Genomic DNA, 19,571 nt, shown 5'->3' with positions numbered 1-19,571 from the left:
TTTAATTATACCCATTATTGCTTGAGAAGAAAAGGAAACCCCCATTTTAAGTGAACAAAATGGGGGTTTCTTCATACCTCTGTCACAATCTATACAGTTAGCACAGCTGTTACGCTACGCACGGATTCAGCAGACTTATCTAAAGCCGCTTTTTCCTCAGCTGTAAGCTCCAGTTCAAAAATCTTCTCGATACCATTGGCACCAAGTAACGCCGGAACACCCATGAACAGGTTATCGTAGCCATATTCTCCTTCGAGCAAAGCGATAACCGGAATGATCCGTTTTTTGTCCTTCAAGATAGCTTCCGCCATCTGAGCTAAAGAAGCCGCTGGTGCATAATAAGCACTACCATTTCCTAAGAGGTTAACAATCTCTCCGCCACCTACACGTGTACGTTGCACAATCTCATCAATACGCTCCGCAGATATCAATGTATCAATTGGAATGCCACCGACACTGGAATACCTTACGAGCGGTACCATATCATCGCCGTGTCCGCCTAATACGAAACCACGTACATCTTCAACAGATACCTTCAGCTCTTGTGCAATAAACGTGTTATAACGGGCTGTATCCAGTACTCCGGATTGTCCAATTACGCGACTCTTCGGAAAACCCAGCGCTTTAAATGCCGCATAGGTCATAGCGTCAACTGGATTACTCAGAATGATTACGATGGAATCTGGTGCTACACGTTTTATGTTCTCGCATACCGACTTCACAATACCTGCATTGGTGTTCACGAGATCATCGCGACTCATTCCAGGTTTACGGGCAATCCCTGCAGTGATGATTACAATATCTGAATCCGCAGCATCTTCATAGCTTGATGTTCCTGTAATTTGACTGTCAAATTTCTGTACAGGACCTGCTTCCAGCATATCTAGTGCCTTCCCCTTGGTTGTGTTCTCCATTTGTGGGATATCAAGCAGCACAACGTCACCAAGCTCCTTTTGAGCAAGCATAAGAGCTGTAGTAGCCCCAGTAAAACCGGCACCTACAACTGTAATTTTATAACGTTTGATTGCCAAGGATTCTCCTCCTAGAACGGTGTCGGTATAGCTTGTATTAGCTAAACTTCAATATATTCAGTTGGTTGAGCCAGCCTATCTTAGAGGTGATTAATAATCTCGTCGGCAAATGCAGAGCATTTCAGTTCAGTTGCGCCTTCCATCAGGCGGGCAAAGTCATAAGTCACGGTTTTGTTATTAATAGCTGTTTCCATACCTTTATAAATCAGATCTGCTGCTTCCTGCCAACCCAGATGCTCCAGCAACATTACGCCGGACAGAATCACGGAACCAGGGTTCACAACATCTTTGTCTGCATATTTAGGTGCGGTGCCATGAGTGGCTTCAAAAATCGCATGTCCAGAAATATAGTTAATGTTCGCTCCAGGAGCGATACCGATACCGCCGATTTGCGCAGCAAGCGCGTCAGACAGGTAATCCCCGTTCAGGTTCAAGGTAGCAATAACATCAAAATCAGTCGGACGAGTCAGAACTTGTTGCAATGCGATATCCGCAATGGCATCCTTGATGATAATTTTGCCCGCAGCTTCAGCATCCTTCTGAGCAGCATTGGCAGCAGCTTCACCTTCACGTTCTTTAATCACATCGTATTGATTCCAAGTGAAGACCTTATCTCCGAACTCTTGCTCAGCAACTTCATAACCCCAGTTTTTGAAGGCACCTTCAGTGAACTTCATGATGTTTCCTTTGTGCACAAGCGTTACGCTCTTGCGTCCGTGTTTGATCGCATATTCAATAGCAGCGCGTACCAAACGTTTCGAACCTTCGGAGGATACTGGTTTAATACCAATACCAGAAGTTTCAGGGAAACGGATTTTGTTAACTCCCATCTCTTTTTGCAGGAATTCGATGACTTTTTTCACTTCAGCAGAACCTTCTTGATATTCAATCCCTGCATAAATATCCTCCGTATTCTCACGGAAAATAACCATATCCACCAGCTCAGGACGTTTAACAGGAGAAGGAACCCCTTCGAAATAACGAACTGGACGCAGACATACGTACAAATCCAACTCTTGACGCAAAGCTACGTTCAATGAACGAATACCGCCTCCGATTGGAGTCGTAAGTGGACCTTTAATAGCTACAAAATATTCACGGATTGCCTCCAAAGTATCATTTGGCAGCCATTCACCATATGTATTGAAGGCTTTTTCGCCAGCAAAAACTTCGTACCAAGCGATTTGCTTTGTGCCGCCATAAGCTTTAGTTACTGCTGCATCAAGTACGCGTTTGGAAGCCTTCCAAATATCACGGCCTGTGCCGTCACCCTCGATAAAAGGAATGATTGGATGATTAGGAACCTGCAGTTTACCATCTTTAATTGTGATTTGTTCGCCTTCTGTTGGCAGATCGAATTTTTCTAGTTTCAACATTTGAGTGTATTCCTCCTAAAGTTTTGTGGGATTTAATTTCTCATGGACAAGCCTCGAACAAAACTCTCTACGTATGAATATGCATTATTGCATATATTCTAGGGTTCATTCTACTAAACTTTAGGAGCAGCCTGCAAGGCTGCCCTTCTATCTTTCGTCTACTGGAACGTATTTCTGTTCAATCATACCTGTGTATTCTGCACGTGGCCGGATAATACGGTTATCTGTATATTGCTCCAGAATATGTGCAGTCCAGCCTGAAGTCCGGCTAATTGCAAAGATAGGAGTGAACAGCTCACGTTCAATACCCAGCTGTGTATAAACTGATGCCGAATAGAAATCAACATTCGGTTTAAGTCCCTTTTGTCCGGTAATCAATTCCTCGATATTTACGGACATATCATACAGCGTAGTATCATTTTTCATTGTGCCAAGTTCAAGTGACATTTTCATCAGGTGTTTAGCACGTGGATCACCATTTTTGTATACTCTATGGCCGAAGCCCATGATCTTCTCGCGGTTATCCAGCTTCTTACGAATATAAGGTTCAACCGCTTCCAAACTTCCGATCTCTTCAAGCATCTTCATAACGGCTTCATTCGCCCCACCGTGAAGTGGACCCTTTAGTGCGCCGATAGCGGAGGTCACGCCGGAATAAATATCGGACAAGGTTGCAACCGTAACTCTGCCTGCAAAAGTTGAAGCATTCAGCTCATGGTCCGCATGAAGCACAAGTGCGGTATCAAGCGCTTTAACAGATACACTGTCAGGCTCTTTTCCCCATAACATATACAGGAAGTTCTCGGCAATCGAGACGCCTTCTTTAGGAGCCACAGGTTCCAGACCTTTGCGAATACGCGATAGGGCCGCCACAACCGTCGGGAGCTGTGCCTGTAGTTTTACTGCTTTAATCTCGTTAGCTTCTCTACTCATATCGTCAGCCGCTTCATCATAGAGAGCAAGGCTTGATACAGCAGTCCGCAATGCTGCCATGGTGTTGGTGTCTTTTGGATAGAGCTTCATTTGCTCGATGACTGGCTCAGGAATCCGTGCGAAAGCACTGAAATCCCGTTTGAGCGCTTCCAGCTCTGGTGTTGTTGGTAGACTGCCAAACCACAATAAATAAGCGGTTTCTTCGAAGGTAGCATTTTCTGCGAGATCATCAATATCATAACCACGGTAAGTGAGTACCCCATCCACAATAGAGCTAATGGATGAAGTTGTTGCAACGATACCTTCCAAGCCTTTGGTAGCTGTCATAGCATATCTCTCCTTTGCCAACAAGGTATAAAAAGCATTCTCGGTTTCATGTAAACATTTCCAATTTAAAGCATTGAAAAATCTAAGGAGTGCAGTTCAAGGACATATCCGGCGAGGATGTTGTCTGACTTTCGTAATCGAATCTTTATTCATCATACTGGATTTTGTCGGTTATGTGAACAATGTGGAAGCTTTGCAGCGCATCAAATGATTTTATCACAGAGATAGAAAAAAACTTCTAAACCCTTGATTCACAGTTGAGATTTTAGTTTATAGCATCCGGTTCAGCCCAATATTTATCCCGTTTCCTAGTCTTTAAATAGGTTCTATGAATATATATGAAGACGAGCTTTTATTCCCCTGCATCCGCAGGAATGAAGGAGGTGTAGATCTTCGTATGGACCGATTAGCATTAAAAAGACTGCTGCGCGGCCTGTGGGTCGTTCTGGCTACCTCTATCCTCCTGCTGGCAATCTATTTATTGCTTCCGCTGTTATACCCCCTCCTGCTCGCTTGGTTGCTCGCTTATATCATGCATCCACTAGTGTTGATTCTTAAAGGCCTTAAGCTCCCAGCGTGGCTGGCGGTGTCGCTCTCGCTGCTATTTTACATAGGCGGAACCGCACTAGTACTGACCGCGATGATTACAAGGCTAGTGAAAGAATTGATCGTGCTGCTGCAGACCTTTAATCTTCATACGGACCAATGGAGAGAGCTTCTGCTGTCCTTGAGCCAGAATGCAAGCATACAGAATATCATTAACCAGATAAATCAGTTCTACCGCGACAATCCTGACTATCACGCCACCATTGACAGCAATATCAGCAGAACAACGGAAACCGTTGGTTACGCAGTTACGCAAGTGGTGACCGGATTTTTTAATGTGATCTTAAAGCTGATCTCCGCTCTACCCAGTATGGGTACAATTCTTATCGTGGTCGTTCTCGCTGCCTTTTTTATTAGTACTAGCTGGGAAAGACATAATGCCAAACTCACAGGCTGGCTGCCAGCCCCATTCTTAAAGCCGGTATCGGGTATCTGGCGGGATCTGCGAAAAGCTCTCTTCGGCTATCTCCGGGCTCAGCTAATCCTGATCTCCATTACAGCGGTCATTGTCGTGATCGGGTTGCTGCTCTTGGGTGTAAAATCTGCTTTCGCTATTGGCTTAATGATTGGTTTTGTGGATCTGTTGCCTTATTTAGGGGTTGGAATCGTAATGATTCCTTGGGCGTTATACTCTTACATGACAGACAATCTGGCACTGGGGATCGGACTTACTATCCTATATGCCGTTATCCTTGTAACCCGCCAAGTGCTTGAGCCGAAAGTGCTCGCCAGCAGCATTGGGCTTGATCCCCTTGCTATGCTGGTCGGTATGTTTGCAGGTTTGCAGCTGTTCGGTATGCTTGGGCTGATCATCGGTCCCGTTATTCTAGTTATTCTTGTAGCCTTTAACCGAGCAGGTGTATTTCACGCATTACACAGCTATATTGTCAGCGGAAGACTAAGATAATAAACAATACCCTACAATTCTTGGAATAGCAAAACAGAGCGGGCTCCTATCAATGACAGGGGCCCGCTCTGTTTTTGTTTTGATGATGACTAGCGGCGGTAAAAGGTGAAGGTGCCGTTTTTCATCTTTTTCTCAATCCACTTCAGCAAAAATATACGATACAAAGGCCGAGTCAACGGAAACACCAAGGAGAAACCTACAATATCCGTTATGAAGCCAGGTAAGATCAGCAGTAAGCCACCGAAAAAAATGCATAGGCCATCCAGCATCGTCCGGCCAGGAACGCGTCCCTCCTGCATATGTGTTCTGCTGTCTTGCAGCACTTTATTCCCTTCGAAACGCATCATCAATAGTCCGATAACCGAGGTCGTCAACATAAGCAGCAGCGTTTTGAATGCTCCAAGTTGATCTGCTACAAAGATAAAGCCGAATAATTCCACGGCAGGAATGATAAATAATGCAGCCCACAACCATTTGCTTCTAATCATACAGAACCCCTTTCTTCCCGCAGCGCTCCTTTAATCGCGTGAAACAGCTCCGGAAGGGCTCTATCCAGCCTGGCAGGCTTCCATTCTCGATTCACCCAAACATGATTTGTCGAGCCGGTAACCAGCAGTTCCCCGGGGAGGTCCATCGACCGCAATTGTCCCAAAGTAGCCGCTGAACCCTCTAAATTCCTACCTTCTGCTTCCGAGAGCCTCCGCACCTGATACTCAAATGCGACTCTTAACGCCGAAAAGGTAGTCATTCGCGCATACACGGAGATAAGATCATCATATCGCGCCGGACTTTTAAATTGCAAATCGGCTGAGGTAACAGGCAGCAGCACTCCCTGATTCTCAAGCTCACGATAAGTAAAGCCAAGCTGACGTAACAACTCCGTACGGCCAGACTCAAACCAGTTCAAATAATTCGCATGATACACTACGCCCATCTGATCACTTTCCTGGTATCGAACACGCAGGGTAGACTCATACCACCGGCTTCGCAAGCCGTCTTGCTGTAATTCCATTTATAAATACTCCTTTCGGCATAGGCAGCAGGGAGAGCTTAGGCCCGGGCCCCGTCTGAAGATAGCTTTGTCGTCGATAGTTTGCTTCGGGAGCTTCTGGCGACATAAAATAACAGCATCGCTCCTGCAATTGAACTCAACATACAAGACAGGTTCATCACTTCTACGCCGCCTTGATTGAGCAAGAATCCATTTAATAAATTGCCTACAACACCGGCAAAACCCGAGAACACCATATTAAAAACACTTTGCCCAGTCGCCTGCATCTCATTAGAGGTGATCTGAGATACATATTCAACGGCAGCAATATAAAAGAACCCGAATGACAGACCATGCAGTACCTGCACTCCAATCATTACGGATGGATAAGGGAAAGCCACCTGAATACCCCACCGCAAGACATAAATAAGTGCGCCAAGGAGCAGCGTCCGCTCGCGCCCCAGCTTTTTGATTACCTTGGAAGCAAACAGCATGGAGGGCACGTTCGTTACAGATGCGAGGAAAAGCGCAATTCCTGCATAACGAGTTGAACCTCCAACCGACTGAAACGCAATGACGAAGTAGGTTCCAAAAGCAGTCATCGTCTGGTTCACAAGAAAACTGCCACCCAAAAACGCTAGGAACACCCGATTCCCCAGCAGCTTTTTAACCCCCTGAGAAAACGATTGCCGCATCATATGATTCTCTTCTGCCTGCTTCGGCAGCGTCAATGCAATAAGAACCGCAATCAGATTAAACATAAGAAAGGGCAACCATATCGTGGATACAGAGAAGGACGATACATACAATCCGCCTAAATAGGCTCCCACAGCCGCTCCAATGCTCATCATAAGCCTTATACTGCCATAAGTAGCCCCAGCCCTCTTCGCCGCTGAAATCGCGTAAGAATCGGCTATAGGCGCCTGTGTCGAGGAAAAGATTGTAGAGAGGGTATACACCAGCAGTAACACTATAAAATATTCCGAACGGTAAAAGACGGCTAATAAAGCCGGTATCGCCACACTTAGGATTAGTACCAAACGCGTCTGATTATACCGATCCGAGACAATTCCCCATATTGGCTGAATCGTGATCGCAATTAGCGTGCCTGTTGCCATTAGTATACCTATCTGCCCGCTATCAAGTCCATTGTGGACAAGCAGCAGCGTTAGATATGAGCCAAATGAACCGCCGGCCAATCCTAAAAACAGATAAAAGCCACGCAGCTTCGATAATTTTTCCATTTTAAGCTACAAATCCTCTCCAGCTTCTTAATCAAGCATTGCACTCTCTTATATTTTAGCAGAACACCCGTACTTCCTATGTAATCACCGCATTTAATATAGCAGTACTATAAAGGCGGTGGACAAGTTGAATGATAAGCAAAATTCTAATCGGGTCAATCATCCATGTCTAAAAGACAAATCTAATTCGAACAAATTTCAAAGCTCCGGCTTCGGCTGGTCTTCAACAAACTGGAGCGGATATACGATCACTGGAAAAAAGGGGGCTTTTAACCGCATTGCCGGTGAATGGATCGTTCCATATGTAAAACCAACCTCTAAACCTTCCTATTCCTCTGCTTGGATTGGTATTGACGGTTTCAAGAACAGCAGCCTGATCCAAACGGGTACAGGCCATGAATTCGTAAATGGCCGTGCCCGGTATTACGCTTGGTGGGAAATCCTTCCTGATGTCGAAACGGTAATTCCCCTTCCAGTGAGCCCTGGAGACCATATAAAAGCGAACATCACGAAGGTAGGCCGCAACAAATGGACGATTACGCTCCGCAATTTGAGCCGAAATTGGATTTTTCGAACATTACAGCGATATACCGGACCACAAACCTCTGGTGAATGGATTATGGAGGCTCCCGAGGTAGACGGCTCGATCGCAAAGCTGGCGCGTGTCTCCCCTACTTGCTTCTATTGCTGTCGAATTAATGGCAAAAGTCCGAGGCTCACTCTCAATATGGGAGGAATCATGGTGCAAAATAACGCTACTATCGCCGTTCCTTCTTGTCCAAACCATCGTGGGGATTCTTTTACTGTCAAACGAACATACCCCAAATAAAAATACTCGAACCTATCATTCAAGATTTGTTACTAACAGCATAAATGGATTTAACATAATCTTCAATCGAATATGTTGATAAACACGAAAAAAAGGGCTGCCTCGCTTGTAGATTTTCACTACAGTTGAGACAACCCTTTAATTAAGCTTTATGGAACCTGTTAAACAGGTGAAGCCAATCGAGAACTACTCGATTGTGCTTACTTTTACCAAGTTAGTGGAACCAGAACGTCCAAGTGGAATTCCTGCAGTAATCACAACTAGGTCACCAGTTTGAACCAGACCGGAATCCTTACCACCTTTGATTGCTGTTTCCAGCAGCTCATCTGTGGAAGATGCAACTTGTCCGAACACTGGCGTTACGCCCCAAACGAGGGACAATTGACGCATAGTTCTTTCTTGTGTTGTAACGGCAATGATTGGTGCTTTAGGACGGTATTTAGAAACAACGCGTGCAGTATGACCTGTTACAGTCGAAGAAATGATAGCCTTAGCGTTCAGATCCAAAGCAGAAATTGCAACGGATTGGCTGATTGCTTCTGTAACTGTAGTTTCTTGTGCAGTTTGTTGTTTCATGAAGATTTCATGGTGGTTCAGAGCGGATTCCGCTTTCTCAGCAATGCGGGACATTGTAAGTACGGATTCTACTGGATATTTACCAGCAGCAGTTTCTCCGGAAAGCATGATTGCATCTGTACCATCTAAAATAGCGTTTGCTACGTCACTTGCTTCAGCGCGAGTAGGACGTGGGTTGCGTTGCATGGAATCCAACATTTGTGTAGCTGTGATTACTGGTTTACCAGCAACGTTACATTTTTGAATCATCAATTTTTGAGCCAAAGGTACATCTTCAGCTGGGATTTCAACACCAAGGTCACCACGAGCAACCATCAGGCCGTCAGAAGCTTCTAAAATTTCATCAAGGTTGTCAACACCTTGTTGGTTTTCGATTTTGGAAATGATTTGGATGTGAGAAGCGTTGTTTTTCTCAAGCAGCTCACGAATTTCCTGAACGTCGCTAGCTTTGCGAACGAAGGAAGCGGCGATAAAATCGATGTCCTGTTCGATACCAAAAAGAATATCGTTGGTGTCTTTTTCCGTAATACCCGGCAAGGAGATGTTTACTCCTGGTACGTTAACGCCTTTCTTGCTCTTAATCGTACCACCGTTTACAATACGGGTCTTGATTTCTGTACCTTGAATGTCGACAACTGTCAAACCAATCAGACCGTCATCAATAAGGATTGTGGATCCTACTTGAACATCGTTAGGAAGTTCGCTGTACGTGATGGAAATACGATCTTGATTACCAAGGATCTCTTCCGTAGTCAGTGTCAGGTACTCGTCCTGAACAAGTTCAATCGGTTCTACTTCCAGCTTGCCTGTGCGAATCTCCGGTCCTTTAGTATCGAGCAGGATAGCAACTGTTTTGTTCAGTTCCTTAGATGCTTGACGGATCGTATTGATCCGAGCACCGTGCTCTTCGAAATCGCCGTGGGAGAAATTCAGACGGGCCACATTCATACCAGCCAAAATCAATTTTTTGATATTCTCCAACGATTCACTCGCAGGTCCGATCGTACATACAATTTTACTTTTCCGCATTAGGTTTTCCTCCGTTTTTTCGTTCTCTCTGTCTCACTTTTTCCAACTACAAAATCTACTACAAGGCTAACTAATAAAATAGGAACTTTGTCACATGTGCCTTTAAGTACGCCCTTATGAATATTACTGCAAACCAGACACAAAATCAATGTTGTAGGCACTTTTGGGTGTAACTTTAAGTCGAATTTTCTGTAAACATAAAAAAAATTAAAATAATCCCGTTAGTGGATCGAGATTATTTTAATTCCAATAAATTGTATATTTTACACTATATCCAAAAGACCCACTAAGTATAGCTATATGTCTTAAAGTGCAAATGATTTTGCACTTTTACACTTCTGACTTCACTTCTTCTTCAATAAAAATCTGTTCCTGCTGAGCCTCTGCAAACTCACCAATTTTACGGAATTTACGGTATCGATCATCCTTCAATTCCACTGAGTTCATCTGGGTTAGCTCCTGCAGATGCCGCCATAATGCATCCTTAATCGCTGCTGCCGTTGCTTCGTAATCCCGATGAGCGCCGCCTTTAGGCTCTGGTACGATCTCTTCTATAACTTCCATCTCAAGCAGATCAGCAGCTGTTATCTTCATGGCTTCTGCCGCTTGATCAGCCTTCGAAGCATCCTTCCACAGAATAGAGGCCGCTCCGTTAGGAGATATCGCCGAATAAATGGCATGTTCCAGCATGAGCACTCTATTCCCAACCGCCAATGCCAGGGCGCCACCGCTTCCGCCTTCACCGATGACCACACAGATTACAGGGACACCAAACTGAGACATCTCACGTAAATTACGGGCAATCGCTTCGGATTGACCTCTTTCCTCGGCTGTGTTGCCTGGGTATGCACCTTTCGTATCCACGAAGGTAATAATGGGACGTTTGAACTTGTCCGCTTGCTGCATCAGACGCAGCGCTTTACGGAAGCCCTCAGGGTGTGCACTGCCGAAGAATCGTAAAATATTCTCTTTGGTGTCTTTACCGCGCTGCTGGCCAATAACTGTAACCGGCAACCCATTTAGTTTACCGATGCCGCCTACAATAGCAAGATCATCCCCAAACATCCGATCACCGTGGAGCTCAATAAAATCTGTGAAGATCTGCCCCATAAGATCAAGGGAAGTCGGACGTCCTTGATGTCTAGCCAAATGCATTTTTTGCGAAGGAGAAATATTAGAATATATCTCTTCCTCCAGCACACGGTATCGTTCTTCCAGCCTAGCTACCTCGTCCGTAAAATCAATACCCTTCTCTTCGCCAAACTGCTTCAGTTCAGCAATCTTCTTGCGCATTTCTACCAGAGGCATTTCAAAAGGCAACTCTCCTGCCAACCTAAAATCCCCCTTTCACGTCATGCAGCTCCAAAATTTTAGTCAATGTAGCGCGCATTTCTTTGCGGTGCACGACCATATCAAGCAACCCATGCTGAAGATTAAATTCAGCGGTCTGGAAATCATCCGGAAGCTTCTGGCGAATAGTCTGCTCAATGACTATACGTCCTGCGAAACCAAATACCGCTCCAGGCTCTGCAATAATTATATCACCAAGGCTGGCAAAACTCGCAGATACTCCACCGGTAGTAGGATCCGTAATAATCGAGATGTAAAGACCTCCAACCTCGTTAAATCGAGCCAGCGCAGCGCTGGTCTTCGCCATTTGCATTAGACTAAGAATACTCTCCTGCATTCTCGCTCCACCAGAAGTAGAGAAAATAAGGAGTGGAAGCTGTTGCTCTGTGGCCTCTTCTATCGCACGGGTGATCTTCTCCCCTACTACAGAGCCCATACTGCCTGAGAAAAATTCAAAATTCATCACAGCTACGATGACTGGATGGCCACCAATGGAGCCCTGACCCGTAATTACGGCTTCAGTTTGTCCAGATTTCAGCTGCTGTTGCTCCACTTTGGAAGCGTAACCCGGAAATTTCAGCGGGTCGATAGAATACATTTCACTGTCAAACTCAATAAAGCCCTCAGGGTCTAATGTCATTGCAATACGCTCCACAGCATTTAGGCGCAAGTGGTGACCACAATTAGGACATACCTTTAGGTTCTTCTCTAATTCCTTACTATACTGGATCGTTCCGCATTTATTACATTTGCTCATTAATCCTTCAGGGATTTCACGTTTGGGGCGTTCGCCTTCCGCAGGCCCGCCGCTCCGCTCCAGACGTTCTGAAGGAATAGTCGCGTACTTCCGTTTCTTCTGAAATAAATCTTTGAACACACCCGCACCTCTTCAGCCGTTTATTTGCGTTATGCAGCTTGCCGCTGTCATGACTTTTGTCTTGTAAGAAACTCAGGGATGCAGAATAAGATTAAGGACTTCCTGTACTTCCTCCAGCTCACCTGAAGGAACCAATATCTCAAACTGCTGCTTGGACATATTGATTGGACGGCATTCTACCAAAAAACCTTCTTCTGTCAGCTTACTCTTAATCATATCCGCCACTCTGGCGGTCGGCGCGATATATATTACCGTCCACATGCCCTGCAAGGCCTCCCCAATCTTAATTCCCAGCCGTATCCCGTATAATGGAATTATGATAACACAGTTTTCTTTTTTCCCGCAACAGGAGTAGGGCATAGGAAGCAAGACTGAGGAACTTGTTCAAACGAAATAAAGGGGCTCAATTATTCCTTGTCCGTGCCTAAAGGATATACTTTTGCCCCTTCATGCCGATGAGCAATTCTGGCGGAAGCGGCGGCAGCAATGCCGGCAACAAGGTCATCCAAGAATACATGAATCCTACCTTTATCATCGTTCAGTTCACCAATGATTCCAAGCTTTATTTTGTCCAAATACCCAAAACCTGTCAGTCCGATCATCCCATATACCCCTGTAATACCAAGCGCCAGAGTCTCGTCCGCTCCGTAGAGGGATTCATCAGCCTCCATTACCGCCTGCAGCGGCTGTGGAAGCAGTTTTTTCTCGGCTAATTCATCAAGAGCAACACCTGTCATTAAAGTATACTGCACTTCTCTTTTGCCCAAAACAGACTTGACGCTGGACAGACATTCATCCTTGGTTAAACCAGGATAATAAACCGATTGTAAAATATATACGATTTCAGCAATGGAGGAAAGTGATACACCTCTGCGTTCCAACAGATCTACTGCCATTTGATAGGACATGCTGCGACTCCCCTTTCCGTACAGGGATGTGCCCTGTGGTTTCCTAATGTATGCGGAAAAGGGGAGAATTGTTCTTATTTTATTCTTACCGTACCTGCACCCAGCATAACCTCGATCGCCGCGAAAAGTTCCTCGGACGGCTTAATTCGATAATTATCGCTAAGAGCTAGGAGCTTCTGATCCTGTTCATAGAACAGAAGCGTCGCAGCTGGACCGGGATGATTCTGCAGCAGCTCTTTCAGGCGCGACAGCAAAGCTGCATTCTCTGAGGCCGGCGTGATCTTGATAAAGACACGCTGGCCTGAGGTCGCCGCTGTTGCTGGCGCGGCCTGTGCAGGTGTTGCAGGCGGCGTTGTGCCGCCTGCTGGCCTGGCAGCCGGACCAGTGGCGGCACCGCTGGTCCGGGAAGCAGGAGCTGCGCCGCGTGGCGGCGCTCCTGCCGAGGCCGAGCGTCCCGCGCTGTACGAGCGGGACGCGGCGGCACTGCGGCGCTGCAACAGCCCGCGGAGAGCCTCCGCAGACAGCAGCGCCACTTCCTCGGCCAGCAGCTTGAAGCCTTCGTCTTCCTGCTGAACCTTAGCGCGCAAGGCCAGCAGCGCGCCCTTGGCAATCAAGCTGCGGCTTCGCTTCCACACCTCAGGGAAGAGCACGACCTCGCAGCGCTCGATCTGATCTTCCCATTCGACGAAGGCCATCGATTTTCCTTGCTTCGTCGTAATTTCCTTAACGGATACTACCATTCCGGCCGTAACCGTCTGGCTCTCATCCGCAGCTTCACCAAGATCCATCAGCCGCTGCATGCCGGGCTCCTCAAGCAGTTCCACGCTATCATCAAGCGGATGGCCCGAAAGATATAACCCCAGCAGCTCACGTTCCATCTCCAGCTGCTGGCCAATGGTGAACTTAGGGATATCCGGATAGCGGATTTCCCAGTTCGGTGTCTCCACCAAATCGTCGAACAGCTGGATTTGCAGCTCATCCCGCTCCTTGCGCCATTTCAGCGCAGCGTCAACCGTCTCGTCCAGCATAGCCAGCAGCTGGGCGCGGTGACCCGGCAGACAGTCAAAAGCTCCCGCCTGCAGCAAAGATTCCACTACCCGCTTATTACAGACCCGTAGGTCCACACGTCGACAGAAATCTAGCAGACTGTCGAACGGCCGCTCCTTGCGGACTGCCATAATGTTCTCCACTGCCAGTGTTCCGACGTTCTTAATGGCTGCGAGTCCAAAGCGGATATGCCCGGTTCCGGTTCCTTCGCCAGGAACCGGAGTAAACAATACGCCGCTCTCGTTCACATCCGGCGGCAACACGCCGATGCCTGTGCGGCGGCAGTCCAGCACATACTCCGCTACCTTGCGGTGAGTGCCCATTACAGCGGTCAACATAGACGCCATAAACTGCACCGGATAATGTGCCTTGAGATAGGCTGTCTGGAAAGCCAGTACTCCATAAGCCGCGGCATGAGCACGCGGGAAGCCGTAATCAGCAAAACGCACGATCATGTCATAAACAGCATTTGCATCCGTTTCATTATACCCCTGCTGCAAGCTGCCTTGAACAAAATGGCTCCGTTCCTTATCCAGCGTCTCACGTTTTTTCTTTGAGACCGCTCGACGGAGCAGATCCGCTTCTCCTAACGAGAAGCCCGCCATCAGAGAAGCAATCTGCATGATCTGTTCCTGATACACAATGATCCCATAGGTGTCCGCTAAAATAGCCTTCAAATCAGAATGTGGATACTCTACTTCAATCTCACCGTGTTTGCCTGCTATATATTTCGGGATGAATTCCATCGGACCCGGACGATACAGCGCTAGAACCGATACAATATCTTCAAAGCCGTTAGGTTTCAGATCTTTAAGTACTCGTCTAACGCCCGCCGACTCCAGCTGGAAGACCCCTGTTGTCTCACCAGCCCCAAGCATTTCATACGTAGCTGGATCATGATCTGGGATGACACGGAAATCCGGAACACTTCCGCTCATTTCTTTAATCGAATTCATGCAGCGTTCGATAATCGACAACGTGCGCAAACCCAGAAAATCCATTTTCAACAGCCCGACGCTCTCCAAATGCTCCATAGAGTATTGGGTTAACGCCGTACTTTCGTTACCTTCCTGAAGTGGGACTGCATCGGTCAACGGACCCTTCGAGATAACAACCCCCGCTGCATGTGTCGAAGCATGGCGGGGCATGCCCTCCACCTTCATAGCCATATCCAGCAGCCCTTTTATCTTTGGATTGCTATCATACAGTGCTTTAAGATCTGGTGTACTCTCCAGCGCTCTGGCAAGGCTGATCCCTAGTTGACCAGGTATAAGCTTGGCAGCTTTGTCTACCTCGTTATAAGGCAAGTTCAGCACCCTGCCTACATCACGAACGGCAGCCCGTGCAGCCATAGTTCCGAAAGTAATAATTTGCGCCACATGTTCTTTGCCGTATTTCTCCACTACATAACCAATAACCTCATCACGCCGTTCATCACTAAAATCGATATCAATATCCGGCATGGTGATCCGTTCTGGATTTAGAAAACGTTCAAAGAGCAAGTTATATTTCAATGGGTCCACGTCAGTTATTCGCAAAGAGTATGCGGTGAGACTACCCGCGGAGGATCCCCGTCCGGGTCCCGTAGCAATTCCCTGACGATGACAATAAGCAATAAAATCCCACACAATTAGAAAATAATCGCTGAAGCCCATACTCTCGATAACGCCCAGTTCATAGGTCAGACGCTTCTCAGCCGTCTCTCTTTGCTCAGGTGTAGTCCATTGCGGTGTATCTATATATCGTTCCTCCATCCCCTTCCAGCACAGCTCACGCAAATAAGCAGCGGAATCCATGCCTTCAGGGAGCGGAGAATAGGCAGGCAGAATATGATTGCCGAAGGTCAGCTCCAAATTACATTTTTCTGCGATCAATAAGGTATTGGCGATAGCCTGCGGCACATGCGGAAACAAGGCCGCCATTTGCTCGTTGCTTTTTAGAAACAGCTGATCTGTTCCGATCTTGAGACGTTCCTCATCATCCACCGTTTTGCCTGTTCCGATGCAGATCAGCACATCCTGAACCTCAGCATCTTCCTTCGCTAAATAATGGACATCATTCGTCACCACAAGTGGAATTTCACAGTCCTCGGCAAGGGCGATCAGCTTGGGATTGACTCTCTTTTGCTCGGAGATCCCGTGGTCTTGCAGCTCCAGATAGAAATCTTCGCCAAAAATCGCCTTATATCGCAGCGCAGCCTTGCGCGCCTCCTCATCACGTCCATGCAGCAGATGCTGCGGCACTTCTCCGCCAAGACAAGCACTAAGACAAATAATCCCCTCTGAATGAGCTGCCAGCACTTCCATATCGATCCGGGGTTTATAATGATGGCCTTCCAGATGGCCGATAGAGATCAGCTTCATCAGGTTCTTGTAGCCGGTTTCATTCTTGACGAGCAGAATCAAGTGGTAGATCGGTTGATCTTTTCGACTGCCCCGCTCACGGCGTGAACCCGCGGTTAAATAAGCTTCACAGCCAATAATCGGCTTGATTCCATTCTCTTTACACGCTTTATAAAAGGGGATGGCCCCGTACATCACTCCATGATCCGTAAGCGCCAGCGACTTCATGCCGTATTCGCTGGCCCGGCGCACGAGATCGGTAATGCGCGCCGCCCCGTCCAGTAAACTGTATTCGCTGTGCACATGCAAATGCACGAAAGGGCTCATAACCCCACTTCCTCTCTACTGCAAAAATCAAACATAAGATGAAACTATTTTATCATATTAAAGGGGGACCCGCCCATAGAATGGATTAAGAGCATAAGGACAGGCAAAGCTTGTAAATGCCTCGTCCGGGAAGGGGCCTGTATGAGCATTTTTATGAGCAAAGCTATCCTCGACTTCTTTATCGCCTTCGGCATCGTGCTTGGCGGAGCTATGCTCGGCGGAATCGGCGCCGTTGTATCCCTGCAACCGCCGACGCAAACGATGCTGGATGTGGCAGATCGGATTAAAATATGGGCACTAGCAGCCGCTGTAGGAGGTACTATGGACCCCTTACGGGTCATTGAAAGCAACATGATTGGAGGCAACCTCTCCCCCGCCATCAAACAAATCATGTATCTTGCCTTCGCTTTTCTAGGAGCCCATATGGGCAGTGAGCTAGTAAAATGGGTGTGCGGCAGGGGGTAACGCCAGTGAGAGTTCCACCATTCAGTCGTTTTCGCAGATTCACCCAGATCTCCGCTATATTCATGCTAGGGATCGTCGTAGGAGCTGTCATATACAATGCTATTTACCATGTAGGATATAACGTATTATGGCTGCATAATCAAGATCTGCGTGTACAGATCGAGCAATATCAAAAAGATATTCAGACACTCAAAAAATACAATAATACCTCAACCGTGATCAGAGAAATCAAAATTCGATCGGAGGAAAGCAAATCCAAAGAAGATACCCCACTTGACCCCGTAACTGTAAAATTAATCATAAGCCAAATGGGTTCAGATCTGGAACCGATGCGCGGCCGCAGCATGTTCGATATTGATACAGACAGCAAACTGGTTAGACTGCTGTTGGATGGTAAGCTATACATTGTGCGTGACAAGGAATACTCTGTCAAAATCCGAACCATGCTCGTCATGGAAGGCGTCCTGCAAATCTGGGTAGAAATCAGTCCTTTTAAGCGCAGCTGACAGCCATCGTGTGATACAATAATGGACAGACGTGGAAATTACTTCTTGGCTACTGCAAGACACGATAAAGGAGCTGGCTGTCCATGGTTTTATTTATCAAGTATTTATTGTTTATCCTGCTGGTGATCTTTGTAATCGGTGCCGCTGTGTTCAGCATATCCTCCCGCCGTGCCTTAAATCCCCAAGATAAAGGGCTGAAACGCTCCGTCATGAATGTGATGCTCGGTGCTATGCTCGTAACGCTGTCCTTGATATCCATGTTTTTGTTTCGCGGCTCTACCGTTAATATCATTGTTGAAGCTGCCTTTCTGCTGATTGGTGCGTTCAACATCTTCTCGGGGCTACGCAGCTATAGTTTTTACAGCCGTAGTCGCAGCCGCAGCCAGGAACAACACTAGTCGAAAGCTTAGCTGCTGTTCTGACGGAATAGAAAGAATAAAATAGACTCCCCTCTCTTTCAATGATGAGGGCAGTCTATTTAGCATGTATACGATCCTATTTACCGTATGCTATCCAGCTAGCAAACCATTTTTTAGCCATGATCAATGGATTGCAGCATCAGAACAGCTTTGGCTACCAGAGTATCCGAGTGGCTGATCTCAATTTCAAGCTTACAGGTACGGCGGCTGATTTCGAGCAGTCTCGGCATTACAATGATCGCATGTTCGATCTGTACCGGTCGGATAAAATAAGTGGACATATTATCTAGTACATAATCATTTCCTGTGATGTCCTTAGCTGCTTTAAAAGCCGAGAGCGTCATAAGCGTAGACAATATCCCTTCAGAAATCGTCCCAAGATCCGTGGCCATCTGCGGCGTAATAAAGCCATGGAAGAACAATCGTCCCTCTTCGTCCCGCTCATCCGCAAAACCATTCCAAATGAGATGATCAAAAGTCTCTCCCAGCTGAGGTTGATTCCGGACATCGCGTAAGCTTTGCAGCACTTCTTTACGGGTTAGGGAGCCTACCAGTTTACGGTTACGGTCCACTATGGGCAGAAAATCCACGCCTTCCCACATCATGATCTGGGCCGCGGAGGCTAGTGAGGTTTGCAGTGCAGCCGTAACCGGACTGCGGATCATCGCTTTTTCAATGATCTGGCCTTCCGTCAATTCCTCTACATCGCGGCGACCGATAATGCCGATGACTCGGTTCCATTCATCCGTAACGGGAAAGCGCTGCTCTCCAGTTTCCTCAGAAACCTGTCGTAGCTCGCCGACGGTACTAGAGATTTTTAACGTATTCAGGCGCGGTTTGCTGTCGATAATATCCTCTACCAGCATAATTTTTTTCTTTATCAATCTATCAAAAATGGCACGGTTAATCATTGAAGCGACGGTAAACGTGTCATGTCTCGAAGAAATAATGGGAAGATCAAGCTCGTCTGCCAATGCCTTCACTTCACGGCTCGTCCCAAAGCCCCCTGTCACCAGAACCCCCGCACCCTGCTCCAGCGCTAGAGAGTGAACATCATCGCGGTTACCTACAATCAACAGACTGTCAGCGTCTATATAACGGATCATCGCATCGACCTTCATCGCCCCGATCACGTATTTATGCAGATGTTTATTTAGTCCACTTGCTCCGCCGAGCACATGCCCTTCAACAATATCAACTACATCGCCAAACGTCAGCTGCTCTGAAATGTTCCGAGGTTTCTTTTCTACACGAACTGTACCAATCCGTTCCTTCGTGATGACTATCCCGAGATTCTCAGCTTCCTTCACTGCACGGTAAGCAGTCCCTTCGCTGACTAACATTTCTTTGGCGAGCTTGCGAACAGATATTTTGGTGCCTACCTTAAGACCTTCAATATGCTGCAGCAGTTGCTCGTGTTTAGTAATCGCATCGCCTTGACCTTCCAACTGTTACACCCCCATGCTCCGATCTGTACTATA

18 protein-coding genes are annotated in these 19,571 nt (G+C 46.9%); 5 read left to right on the top strand and 13 right to left on the bottom strand.

The window, feature by feature from the left end:
• Positions 1–89: 89 nt before the first annotated feature.
• The 3 genes from mdh to citZ form a co-directional block, all read right to left on the bottom strand.
• The gene (gene mdh, locus MHI32_RS09365; RefSeq protein ID WP_340012205.1) at positions 90–1,031 is read right to left on the bottom strand and encodes a malate dehydrogenase; all 942 of its coding nucleotides are present in this window, start codon (positions 1,029–1,031) and stop codon (positions 90–92) included.
• 80 nt (positions 1,032–1,111) lie between these two features.
• Entirely contained in the window at positions 1,112–2,407 is a 1,296-nt protein-coding gene (gene icd, locus MHI32_RS09360) for an NADP-dependent isocitrate dehydrogenase (RefSeq protein WP_036678918.1), read from the bottom strand.
• A 147-nt stretch (positions 2,408–2,554) separates the two neighbouring features.
• The gene (gene citZ / locus MHI32_RS09355) at positions 2,555–3,667 is read right to left on the bottom strand and encodes a citrate synthase (RefSeq protein WP_036678915.1); all 1,113 of its coding nucleotides are present in this window, start codon (positions 3,665–3,667) and stop codon (positions 2,555–2,557) included.
• 397 nt (positions 3,668–4,064) lie between these two features.
• Between citZ and ytvI the strand changes: the two genes are divergently transcribed.
• On the top strand, positions 4,065–5,180 hold the full coding sequence (ytvI, locus tag MHI32_RS09350) for a sporulation integral membrane protein YtvI (protein WP_076124908.1): 1,116 nt from the start codon (positions 4,065–4,067) through the stop codon (positions 5,178–5,180).
• 89 nt (positions 5,181–5,269) lie between these two features.
• Here the strand turns inward: ytvI and MHI32_RS09345 are convergent, their stop codons facing one another.
• The 3 genes from MHI32_RS09345 to MHI32_RS09335 are packed head-to-tail and all read right to left on the bottom strand — an operon-like array spanning position 5,270 to position 7,415.
• Complete coding sequence (locus MHI32_RS09345) at positions 5,270–5,668, bottom strand: FxsA family protein (RefSeq protein ID WP_076124906.1); 399 nt, start codon at positions 5,666–5,668, stop codon at positions 5,270–5,272.
• Positions 5,665–6,192 carry a thioesterase family protein gene (locus tag MHI32_RS09340; protein ID WP_038569667.1) on the bottom strand — a complete coding sequence of 176 codons (528 nt, stop codon included), beginning with the start codon at positions 6,190–6,192 and terminating at the stop codon, positions 5,665–5,667. Before MHI32_RS09340 ends, MHI32_RS09345 begins: the two co-directional genes overlap by 4 nt.
• A gap of 38 nt (positions 6,193–6,230) precedes the next feature.
• Positions 6,231–7,415, bottom strand: a complete 1,185-nt coding sequence (locus MHI32_RS09335) for an MFS transporter (RefSeq protein WP_036678905.1) — start codon at positions 7,413–7,415, stop codon at positions 6,231–6,233.
• A gap of 127 nt (positions 7,416–7,542) precedes the next feature.
• Between MHI32_RS09335 and MHI32_RS09330 the strand changes: the two genes are divergently transcribed.
• Positions 7,543–8,244, top strand: coding sequence for a G1 family glutamic endopeptidase (locus MHI32_RS09330; RefSeq protein WP_076124905.1), 702 nt, complete (start codon positions 7,543–7,545; stop codon positions 8,242–8,244).
• Between the two features lie 186 nt (positions 8,245–8,430).
• On the opposite strand, the gene pyk is transcribed toward MHI32_RS09330, so the two are convergent.
• The 6 genes from pyk to MHI32_RS09300 all read right to left on the bottom strand — a co-directional run bounded on the left by pyk (position 8,431) and on the right by MHI32_RS09300 (position 16,700).
• Positions 8,431–9,849 carry a pyruvate kinase gene (pyk, locus tag MHI32_RS09325; RefSeq protein WP_038569666.1) on the bottom strand — a complete coding sequence of 473 codons (1,419 nt, stop codon included), beginning with the start codon at positions 9,847–9,849 and terminating at the stop codon, positions 8,431–8,433.
• A gap of 330 nt (positions 9,850–10,179) precedes the next feature.
• A complete protein-coding gene (locus tag MHI32_RS09320) occupies positions 10,180–11,181 on the bottom strand; it encodes an acetyl-CoA carboxylase carboxyltransferase subunit alpha (RefSeq protein WP_036678900.1) in 1,002 nt (333 codons plus the stop codon).
• Between the two features lies 1 nt (position 11,182).
• Positions 11,183–12,076: an acetyl-CoA carboxylase, carboxyltransferase subunit beta gene (gene accD, locus MHI32_RS09315; protein WP_076124903.1), complete on the bottom strand. Its 894-nt coding sequence runs from the start codon at positions 12,074–12,076 to the stop codon at positions 11,183–11,185.
• Positions 12,077–12,148: 72 nt separating this feature from the next.
• Positions 12,149–12,337, bottom strand: coding sequence for a hypothetical protein (locus tag MHI32_RS09310; protein ID WP_036678895.1), 189 nt, complete (start codon positions 12,335–12,337; stop codon positions 12,149–12,151).
• A gap of 146 nt (positions 12,338–12,483) precedes the next feature.
• Positions 12,484–12,984 (bottom strand): phosphatidylglycerophosphatase A, encoded by a 501-nt coding sequence (locus tag MHI32_RS09305; RefSeq protein ID WP_036678892.1) that lies wholly within the window; start codon positions 12,982–12,984, stop codon positions 12,484–12,486.
• A 74-nt stretch (positions 12,985–13,058) separates the two neighbouring features.
• Positions 13,059–16,700: a DNA polymerase III subunit alpha gene (locus MHI32_RS09300; RefSeq protein WP_340012202.1), complete on the bottom strand. Its 3,642-nt coding sequence runs from the start codon at positions 16,698–16,700 to the stop codon at positions 13,059–13,061.
• Positions 16,701–16,841: 141 nt separating this feature from the next.
• Between MHI32_RS09300 and MHI32_RS09295 the strand changes: the two genes are divergently transcribed.
• The 3 genes from MHI32_RS09295 (at position 16,842) to MHI32_RS09285 (ending at position 18,069) form a co-directional block, all read left to right on the top strand.
• Positions 16,842–17,165, top strand: coding sequence for a YtrH family sporulation protein (locus MHI32_RS09295; RefSeq protein WP_036678886.1), 324 nt, complete (start codon positions 16,842–16,844; stop codon positions 17,163–17,165).
• Between the two features lie 5 nt (positions 17,166–17,170).
• Complete coding sequence (locus tag MHI32_RS09290; protein WP_038569663.1) at positions 17,171–17,671, top strand: DUF4044 domain-containing protein; 501 nt, start codon at positions 17,171–17,173, stop codon at positions 17,669–17,671.
• A gap of 83 nt (positions 17,672–17,754) precedes the next feature.
• Complete coding sequence (locus tag MHI32_RS09285; RefSeq protein ID WP_076124899.1) at positions 17,755–18,069, top strand: YtpI family protein; 315 nt, start codon at positions 17,755–17,757, stop codon at positions 18,067–18,069.
• A gap of 134 nt (positions 18,070–18,203) precedes the next feature.
• Here the strand turns inward: MHI32_RS09285 and MHI32_RS09280 are convergent, their stop codons facing one another.
• On the bottom strand, positions 18,204–19,538 hold the full coding sequence (locus MHI32_RS09280; protein ID WP_076124897.1) for a DRTGG domain-containing protein: 1,335 nt from the start codon (positions 19,536–19,538) through the stop codon (positions 18,204–18,206).
• Between the last annotated feature and the right edge of the window lie 33 nt (positions 19,539–19,571).

This window comes from Paenibacillus sp. FSL H7-0690 (assembly GCF_037980415.1).
Classification (GTDB): domain Bacteria; phylum Bacillota; class Bacilli; order Paenibacillales; family Paenibacillaceae; genus Paenibacillus_AQ; species Paenibacillus_AQ odorifer.
The sequence above is the reverse complement of the archived record's forward strand: the minus strand, read 5'-3'. Positions and strand labels throughout refer to the sequence as shown.

Bases quoted from the DNA above. Each gene is read 5' to 3' on its own strand.
- icd (WP_036678918.1), bottom strand. From the start codon at position 2,407: ATGTTGAAACTAGAAAAATTCGATCTGCCAACAGAAGGCGAACAAATC.
- citZ (WP_036678915.1), bottom strand. From the start codon at position 3,667: ATGACAGCTACCAAAGGCTTGGAAGGTATCGTTGCAACAACTTCATCC.
- ytvI (WP_076124908.1), top strand. From the start codon at position 4,065: ATGGACCGATTAGCATTAAAAAGACTGCTGCGCGGCCTGTGGGTCGTT.
- MHI32_RS09345 (WP_076124906.1), bottom strand. From the start codon at position 5,668: ATGATTAGAAGCAAATGGTTGTGGGCTGCATTATTTATCATTCCTGCC.
- MHI32_RS09340 (WP_038569667.1), bottom strand. From the start codon at position 6,192: ATGGAATTACAGCAAGACGGCTTGCGAAGCCGGTGGTATGAGTCTACC.
- MHI32_RS09335 (WP_036678905.1), bottom strand. From the start codon at position 7,415: ATGGAAAAATTATCGAAGCTGCGTGGCTTTTATCTGTTTTTAGGATTG.
- pyk (WP_038569666.1), bottom strand. From the start codon at position 9,849: ATGCGGAAAAGTAAAATTGTATGTACGATCGGACCTGCGAGTGAATCG.
- MHI32_RS09310 (WP_036678895.1), bottom strand. From the start codon at position 12,337: ATGTGGACGGTAATATATATCGCGCCGACCGCCAGAGTGGCGGATATG.
- MHI32_RS09305 (WP_036678892.1), bottom strand. From the start codon at position 12,984: ATGTCCTATCAAATGGCAGTAGATCTGTTGGAACGCAGAGGTGTATCA.
- MHI32_RS09300 (WP_340012202.1), bottom strand. From the start codon at position 16,700: ATGAGCCCTTTCGTGCATTTGCATGTGCACAGCGAATACAGTTTACTG.
- MHI32_RS09295 (WP_036678886.1), top strand. From the start codon at position 16,842: ATGAGCATTTTTATGAGCAAAGCTATCCTCGACTTCTTTATCGCCTTC.
- MHI32_RS09285 (WP_076124899.1), top strand. From the start codon at position 17,755: ATGGTTTTATTTATCAAGTATTTATTGTTTATCCTGCTGGTGATCTTT.